The sequence below is a fragment of the Parasediminibacterium sp. HNIBRBA5674 genome, from assembly GCF_056745525.1.
Window position 1 is genome coordinate 328,830 of the sequence record NZ_JBQWIE010000001.1, and the last position, 8,217, is coordinate 337,046.

An 8,217-nucleotide genomic window follows, 5' to 3' on the forward strand; every position below is an offset into this window, starting at 1 on the left:
CATAATCTTACAAATATTTCAAACTTAATTTTAAAAATTTAGATTTCGTTTAATAAAAATCAATTTTCGTTGAAAAATATTCAAAAATAACACGTAATGCAAAATAAATTACATCTCGATAAACTAGATTATCAGATAATTCAAGAAATGATGGTTAATGCAGAAGTCTCTTATGCTGACCTTGGAAAGAAGCTTTTTGTTTCGGGTGGAACAATACATGTAAGAATAAAAAAACTTGAAGATTCTGGCATTGTACAGGGCAGAAGGCTGGCGGTAGATTTAAAAGCGCTAGGTTATGATGTGGTAGCATTTATAGGCATTTATCTAGAAAAAAGTTCTATGTATGATGCTGTTGCTAAAGAGCTTAAAAAAATTCCACAAGTAGTACGAGTAAACTATACCACTGGCAATTATGGCATGTTTATAGAAATAGTATGTAAAGATATTCAGCAGTTGCGCTTTGTACTGCACGATGAATTGCAAAAAATTAAAGGCATCGATAGAACAGAAACTATTATATCGCTAGAAGAAAGTTTTAGTAGAAATGTTATTATTGCTACCGATTAGGTTAAACAAGCTGATAAGTTTATGTGTGGGTATTCGTAAAACTATTATTTTTAACAAAATTATCTTTATGTGTCTGTCATTTTCTAAGTGGTTAATGCCAATATGTACCTTTATAATATTAGCTGCTAGTTCAAGCAGTTGTAGTAAAGGGGGTGGAGATACACCCACACCGCCTACACCAACTGAACCTGCATTGGTCGTAACAACTACGCCCGTAGTAGATGCAGTTTTGACACCAGCTGCGCTAGGTAGTGGTTTGCCAGTTACTGTGTCTATTAGTTCTTCTACCTTGCCCACTGCGGGTGTTAAAATAGATGTAACTGCAAAATTAGAAACATCAACAACCACCTTTTTTACGGGGGGTACACCAAAGTCAACTACTGTTTCAAATAGTTTCACGATAACAAGTATTCCCACAGGTGGACAGGCTTGCCTATGTACTATAGCGGTTACTTCTTTATCAAAACCTAGTAATACTTGGACGGGCAGTTTTAGATTTGCAAATAAATAGGTTTGTTTATTGTCCCAGAATAGGTTGACAGATTTTAAGATATCCCAGTTGCTACTGTAACTGGGATTTTTTGTAAATGTACTTGATTTGGGCAATTAAGTTTTAATGCCCAATGTGGTCTATAATTGTTATAGATGTCTATTGCTTCTTCTACCAACCGGTATGCTTTTACCTTGAGGGCAATTAACTGCCTACCTAACCCAAATTCATCTTTCAACGTTCTGTTCATTCTTTCGGCTAAAGCATTTTCATACGGATCTACATTTTCTGTCATGCTGATGGTTACGCTACATTTGTTAGAGAGTTCTGTATAGTCTTTACTACAATATTACAAGCCTCTGGTGGTATGATGTATTAATGTTTCTAAAGGATAGCTTCTATTCTTTAAAGCCATTTGATAGGCTGGCAACATGGCTTCTGTGTGCATGTTGTCGCTAATGGCATACCCTATTATTTTACGGCTATATGCATCCGTAAGCATATTTAAATAGCAGTTACCTTCATCTGTTTTTATGTACGTGATGTCGCTCACCCACACCTGCTCTGGTGCTGTAATCAACTTATCTTTTACCAGGTTGGGATATTTTCTCAGCCAATGTTTACTCATGGTGGTTTGTTGTGTAGGTATTGTTGTTGGTGTGTTTGACGCTTCAACAATTGTTTAAATTTCATTTAAAGCAATTTCGAAAATAGTATTTAAAAAATTACATGTTGGTTTATAATATTTATTAACAACGCATTACTTTAATGTAAATAAACTAAGTGTAATGTGTATAGCAGATGTACAAACTTATTTAATAGCTGCTGTTACAAGCAGCACCTTGCTTGGGTGCAATGTTGTATTACTACCACTACTAATGCCTATTAACCATTACGCTTTCTTCTTGCCTATTTATTGGTTGATTATGTTAGGTTCGCCCTTTTGATTTATTAATGTAAAAAGAATTGCTTTTCAAATTATTGCACTACAAGGTGTAGTAATATGCTTAGTTATTTGTTATAAGTAGTGTTATGGCTATTTGTAAATATCAAAATAACTTCGTTACTACATCTAATTACTGCTTTACCAAAAGCACTACGATACATCCTAATAAAAAATACGTAATACTATGAAAAATGCCCCGCTTTGTTACTGCATTGCAGTAAAACACCTCCCATTTATATGCATCAATACAATTATTAAAGGGCCTTACATTTAAAAAGTTACTTTTTTATTCAGTAATTACGTGCTGCTACAAGATGTAGCTAGTACCACTTTCAGTACATCACTAACACTTACCTAATACCTAATTTTTAAGTATGCATTCAGTTTTAAGTTTTTTTGTATTTCTTTTTTCGTTTAATACCGTACCACTAGTTACAATTACAACACAACCAGCCACAGCAACACAAACACTGTGTGTAGGTAGTTCTGTAACCACATTAAGCGTTGTAGCCTCAGGTGTTGGATTATCATATCAATGGTATAGTAATACAACCAATAGTAATACCGGTGGTAGCATTATTAATCTAGCTACAAGTAGTACTTACACACCTACCACTGTAGCTTCTGGCACAAAGTATTATTATGTTGTTGTATCAAGTTCAAATGGTTCATCTGCTACTAGTAATATATCTGGTGCTATTACTGTTAATGCGTTGCCTTCTTCTACATTTACAACTACACCATCGGTTGTGTGTTCAGGATTTCCAGTAGAGTTTAGTGGGCTTTCTGCTTGTGGTTCAAATGGTGCGCTTAATTTTTCAGGTTTATCTTCTTCGGCACTACGATCTACAATAACTACACAAGTTGATAATATTACCATGGAGGTTTGGGCAAAATGGTCTGGTGGTATTAACAGCCAAAGAGATGACCAAATAATATTTTACAATGGGCATACTGGTAATGGTGGTTATGGTATTTTAATGACTGCAAATGGTAATTTAAAAATATTAATTGGCGGCTTAGCTTATTTAGGGTCATCGCAAAATCTTACCCCTGGTGTATGGTCGCATATTGGTATTGTAAGAAATTCAGGTACTTGGTCATTATATGTTAATGGCGTACAAAATACAGTGTCACCTAATACAACCACACCAAGGTCACCTACAGTTGCTGGGGGCAATAAAACAGTAGTTGGTGCAGACCAAAGCGGTACTGGTCATTTATTTTATGGGTCAATAGATGAAGTGAAATATTGGACAATTGCGAGAAGTACGGCTAATATTCAGTCTGATATGACAGCCTGTAGTGTAAGCCCCCAAAGTGGTTTATTGGCATATTGGAACTTTAATGAGGGTACTGGCACTACAGCAAATGATGGTAGTGGCAATGCTTATAGTTTAAACTTAACTAGTACTAGTTGGTTAGCAGCAGGTTCGCCTACTGGTGCCACTTATGCTTGGAATTTTGGTGGTGGCGTTACTTCTACTTTAGGTAGTGATGCCTATACTTATACATCTTCTGGAACAAAAAATATTTCTCTAGCAGTAACAGATATAACTACTGGATGTGTTTCTAGTACTACAAGCGCCATTTCTGTTAATCTGTCGCCTACGGCTAGTATTAGTGGTACAGCAACAGCTTGTAATACCGTTAGTTTAACGGCAACTGGTGGTACTAGTTATTCTTGGAACGGTGGTAATTCTACCACTACTGCCACCAATACTTTTAGTTCGTCTAATACTTATACCGTTACAGTTACTGACGCCATTGGTTGCACAGCAACAGCAAGCCAATCTGTAACTGTAAATCCATTACCTAGTGCGCCTATTAATGGGCCTGTAGCAACCATATCTACATTTGCTAGTGATTTAAATGGGCCATTTGCTTTAACATCCGATGCATTAGGCAATATCTATTCGGCCAATCAATGGGATGGATCTATCAGTAAAATTGCTAGTAATGGCACTGTTACTACTCTAGTAAGTAGTGGGCTATTTAATCAACCCAATGCTTTGGCATTTTATTCAGGAACCTTGTATGTAGTAGAGCAATGGGATAATAAAATTAGTAAAGTAGCATCTGATGGATCGGTTACGAGTTTTGTTAGTTCTGGATTAAACTATCCCTTAGCGATTGCTAGAGATTCGTTAGGAAACTTATTTGTTAGCAATGACGATGGATCAATTAATAAAATCACTTCAGATGGCACTATTACATCTTTTGTAGATAGTTATACTTTTAATAGTCCAAATGCTTTAGCTTTTTATTCTGGGATATTATATGTAGTAGAACAATGGGATAATAAAATTAGTAAAGTAGCTACTAATGGAACGGTTAGTACGTTTATAAATTCAGGGCTAAATAATCCAACAGGGCTTGCCATTGATACAGCAGGCAATTTATTTGTAGTTAATCAGAATGGTGGATCCATCAATAAAATAACATCTAATGGAGTTATAAGTACGTTTCTCAGTTCTGGATTAAGTAACCCAATGGGGCTTTTACTAGACGCAAATAAAAATTTTTATACCACTAATCAAAATAGATTAATTCTTAAAATTGCTCCACCAGCCGATTATGTATCTTCTGTTTGTAATCCAGGTACAGTTACGTTAATAGCGTCGCCTAAAACTGGTGAAACTATAGACTGGTATACTGCTGCAACTGGCGGTACAGCCTTACAAACTGGTTCTAATAGTTTTATAACACCTACTATCTCTACAACCACAATTTATTATGCAGAAGCAAGAAATACTACAACAGGCTGTATTTCAGCTACTAGAACGTCTTTAACTGCAACCGTAAATAATTGCAATATTACTTGGATAGGTGGCACGAGTACAGACTTTAGTAACCCAGCCAACTGGAGCGGCGGTGCTGTGCCTACTGTAGTTAATGACTTTGTGGTAGCAAGTAGTGCTAATAACCCAATTATTACAGGTACGCACACCGTAAATAATTTTACTATTAATACAGGCGCAAGCCTCACGGTAACTGGTATTATAAAAATTGCAGGTAGCATTACCAATAATGGCACATTAACAGCCACATCGGGTACAGTGGAGTTAAATGGTAGCACAGCGCAAACTTTACCTGCCAATACGTTTAGTAGCAATACGGTACAAAACCTTACCATTAATAACAGTGCAGGTGTAACACTAGGTGGCGCATTGAAACTAACTGGCGTGCTTACTCCTGCATCTGGCACTTTAACTACTGGCGGTAATTTAACCTTAGTATCTACAGATATAAATGGCGGTGGCGCTATTGGGCAGGGTAGTAGTAGTGGTGGTTATATTTCTGGCACTGTAAACGTTCAGCGTTACACCCAGGCACAGCGTGGCTACCGTACTTTGGCTCATCCTTACACTACAGGGCAGCCATTAAGCTTACTAACCAATACCATTCGTATTACAGGTTTAGATACTGCCAATGGCACGTATGGTACTAATTTAGCAGGAGGTAATCCATCGGCATTTTATTATAATCCATTAAAACATTCAGGCGATGCTAGTGTATTAGAACCTATTACTAGCCCAACTTCTACCGCTAAATGGCAACCTGCTAATGCTATATTTTTATTTGTACGTGGCAATGGTAATGAAGGTGCAAGTGGTCCTGGTATAGGTAGTTATACTGGCAATGTAATTTCACCAGTAACGTTAACAGCAGCCAATGGTATAATTAATCAAGGCGATGTAACAGTACCGTTATTATACGGTGATGCCACAACCGACAACTACAACTTAATAGGTAATCCTTATCCTTGTCCTATTAATCTTAAAAATGTAGTGGGCTTACCATTAGGTACAGTGTACATATACAATCCTACAAAAAATATTGCTATTGGCAGCCCTTATAGCATTGCTGGTGGTTTTGATACCTATACCCACAATGGTAGTAACAATATAATAGTACCAAATATGGGTGCGTTTTATGTAAAATCAACGGCAACTGGGCAGAGTCTTGTATTTAAGGAAAGCGATAAAACAACAGCACTTACACCTAGTTATGCCACATTTGGGGTAACTAAAAATCCATTTTTGCAATTGGTAATAAAAAATGATAGAGGGGTAATTGATGAGGTAAAAGTAGGATTTAATGCTACCTCTACAGGATTGGCTACCGATACTTATGATGCTACTAAAAAAGCCAATAGCTTACTAGATTTTTATAGTCTATCAGCCGATAATCAACAACTAGCAGTAGATTACAGAAGTGATAAACTGACTGATAATATTATACCATTAGGCATCAAAACATTGCTAACTGGTACATATAGTATTAGTGCAACCGCTGTCACAGATTTACCAAATACACAGTTTGTTTTACGTGATAAATTGCTAAATAAAGAAACATTATTAGTAGCAGGGGCAGAAGGTTATAACTTTAATATTAGTAGCGATACAGCTACAAAAGGTGACAATCGCTTTGAGATAAGTGTACTTGGTACGGGTATACTACCAACAACCATTAGCAGCTTTACTTCAAAGCTAATTACCAATAATAAAGCAACTGTAAATTGGGAAAGTGCAACGGAAGTAAATGCAGATTACTACCAATTACAACGTAGTGCCGATGGTAGTAGCTTCTATAATATTGCTAAAATAGCTGCAACAGGTAATGGTAGTTATACATACATCGATGATTTATCAACACTTTCTTCTATACCTAAAACCATTTATTATCGCTTACAAATGGTAGATAAAGATGGCAGTAAAGCTTATAGTAAAACAGTAACTGTAGCACCAAGCAGTAATATTAAAAGTGGTTTAAGTATTTATCCAAACCCTGTAAAAAGCACGTTATACGCAGAGGTAATTTCAACAGTGGCAGGTAAAGCTACCCTATCTATTACAGATGCACATGGAAAAGTAGTACTACAGCAAGTTGAAAATGTTAATGCCGGAAGTACCACTATTGCATTGCTAGCTTCTCAATTAGCGCCAGGGTCTTACACGCTTGTGGTAATTACTAATGATGGAAAACAACAACAACAACAACAACAATTTATAAAAAACTAAACCGATAATTACATAAAGACATGAAACAATACAATAAATATTTGTCGCTATTGGTTATGCTCTTACTGATTGTACCCTTTGCAATATTTGCACAACCAGTAGGTAACGGTGAACCTGGCGGTGCACCTATAGATGGTGGCCTGTCCTTATTAATTGCAGCTGGTGTAGGTTATGGGGCTAAAAAATTAAAAGTCAAAAGAAATGATACTATAAAATAAATCACTCAGAAATTGTAAAAAATAATCCCCTGACATGTGTTATGTACAGGGGATTATTATGTGAAACCTTGCCTTTTTTATTTTCAAATGATTTTCACATCGCCTCTAATATTTATTCAATTAAATATTTTTTACTCACCACCACTTTTTTCGCCTACAAACCAATGTTCTTTATTTTTAAAAAGCACATTAAAGGTAGTAAGGCTACCATAGCAGCGAGTAATGTATTGCTGAATGTTTACCTTCTCTTCATCGCTAAGTTTTTTGTTGCTGTTGATGTTTTGTTCTAGTACACGTAAGCGGTCACGCAGCATTACTATTTTGTGAAAGAAGTCTTCAATAGGTATTTCTTTTGGCTTTAAGTTTTTATCAGCGGCTTGCAACAACATCGTACCACCTACCCATTTATCGCCAAGGGGTACTAGTTCTGTTACATCGCTCCATTGGCGTAATATTTTTAGTAAAGACGTTTCTACTGCCGATACGGTTTCAACTTCTGCCGTTACATTTTCTGCAATAATCTCATCTAAATTGGTATCGGTTTTATCTATTTCTTTTACACCGTGGTAAATAAACGAAATAAGGTAGGTAGCGTAGCGAATACCTACAATAACGCCTGGCCCAAGTTGTGTATGTTGTAGCCTTGTACCTATGCCTAAATTGAGTTGATTGTCTTCCATATTACATACTATTTGCTGCGTACAAATTAACGATGAATATTGACTTGTAAAGCTATTGCACACCAGGGCAAACGCATCTAAATTTATTTTTTGCATACTTATTAAGTAAAGGCGAACGTTTTGGATAGAAAACATTTATGCTATCTTTTTTTTCTGGTTTGACAGATCCACGCATAGAGCGCAGTAAACTTCATAGTTTAACGGATATCATAGGCTTGAGTATATGTGCTGTATTAGGTGGTTGTAATGAATGGACAGAGATTGAATTGTATGGGAAACACAAAGAACAATG

At 36.2% G+C, this 8,217-nt stretch carries 8 protein-coding genes; 4 read left to right on the forward strand and 4 right to left on the reverse strand.

Translation table 11 applies throughout. The features are described 5' to 3' along the window. The first annotated feature begins 96 nt into the window (after positions 1-96). A complete protein-coding gene (locus tag ACT9TX_RS01350; protein WP_481336335.1) occupies positions 97-567 on the forward strand; it encodes an Lrp/AsnC ligand binding domain-containing protein in 471 nt (156 codons plus the stop codon). On the opposite strand, the gene ACT9TX_RS01355 is transcribed toward ACT9TX_RS01350, so the two are convergent. The 3 genes from ACT9TX_RS01355 to ACT9TX_RS01365 form a co-directional block, all read right to left on the reverse strand. Further along, complete coding sequence (locus ACT9TX_RS01355) at positions 523-966, reverse strand: hypothetical protein (RefSeq protein WP_481336336.1); 444 nt, start codon at positions 964-966, stop codon at positions 523-525. The genes ACT9TX_RS01350 and ACT9TX_RS01355 overlap by 45 nt on opposite strands. A gap of 146 nt (positions 967-1,112) precedes the next feature. Continuing rightward, a complete protein-coding gene (locus ACT9TX_RS01360) occupies positions 1,113-1,352 on the reverse strand; it encodes an integrase core domain-containing protein (protein WP_481336337.1) in 240 nt (79 codons plus the stop codon). A 54-nt stretch (positions 1,353-1,406) separates the two neighbouring features. Then, a complete protein-coding gene (locus ACT9TX_RS01365; protein ID WP_481336339.1) occupies positions 1,407-1,685 on the reverse strand; it encodes a DDE-type integrase/transposase/recombinase in 279 nt (92 codons plus the stop codon). A 692-nt stretch (positions 1,686-2,377) separates the two neighbouring features. On the opposite strand from ACT9TX_RS01365, the gene ACT9TX_RS01370 reads away from it, so the two are divergent. After that, positions 2,378-7,027, forward strand: coding sequence for an Ig-like domain-containing protein (locus ACT9TX_RS01370; RefSeq protein ID WP_481336340.1), 4,650 nt, complete (start codon positions 2,378-2,380; stop codon positions 7,025-7,027). A gap of 20 nt (positions 7,028-7,047) precedes the next feature. After that, positions 7,048-7,245 (forward strand): PID-CTERM protein-sorting domain-containing protein, encoded by a 198-nt coding sequence (locus ACT9TX_RS01375; protein WP_481336342.1) that lies wholly within the window; start codon positions 7,048-7,050, stop codon positions 7,243-7,245. A gap of 131 nt (positions 7,246-7,376) precedes the next feature. Here ACT9TX_RS01375 and ACT9TX_RS01380 read toward each other — a convergent pair whose 3' ends face one another. Further along, complete coding sequence (locus tag ACT9TX_RS01380; RefSeq protein WP_481336344.1) at positions 7,377-8,021, reverse strand: hypothetical protein; 645 nt, start codon at positions 8,019-8,021, stop codon at positions 7,377-7,379. Between the two features lie 41 nt (positions 8,022-8,062). On the opposite strand from ACT9TX_RS01380, the gene ACT9TX_RS01385 reads away from it, so the two are divergent. Beyond that, positions 8,063-8,217, forward strand: a 155-nt coding sequence (locus ACT9TX_RS01385; protein ID WP_481336347.1) for a transposase family protein, incomplete at its 3' end; no start/stop codon positions are given.

What these genes read in the sequence shown, in the direction of transcription:
- ACT9TX_RS01350 (WP_481336335.1), top strand. Translation starts at nt 97, where the DNA reads ATGCAAAATAAATTACATCTCGATAAACTAGATTATCAGATAATTCAA.
- ACT9TX_RS01360 (WP_481336337.1), bottom strand. Translation starts at nt 1,352, where the DNA reads ATGACAGAAAATGTAGATCCGTATGAAAATGCTTTAGCCGAAAGAATG.
- ACT9TX_RS01365 (WP_481336339.1), bottom strand. Translation starts at nt 1,685, where the DNA reads ATGAGTAAACATTGGCTGAGAAAATATCCCAACCTGGTAAAAGATAAG.
- ACT9TX_RS01370 (WP_481336340.1), top strand. Translation starts at nt 2,378, where the DNA reads ATGCATTCAGTTTTAAGTTTTTTTGTATTTCTTTTTTCGTTTAATACC.
- ACT9TX_RS01375 (WP_481336342.1), top strand. Translation starts at nt 7,048, where the DNA reads ATGAAACAATACAATAAATATTTGTCGCTATTGGTTATGCTCTTACTG.
- ACT9TX_RS01380 (WP_481336344.1), bottom strand. Translation starts at nt 8,021, where the DNA reads ATGCAAAAAATAAATTTAGATGCGTTTGCCCTGGTGTGCAATAGCTTT.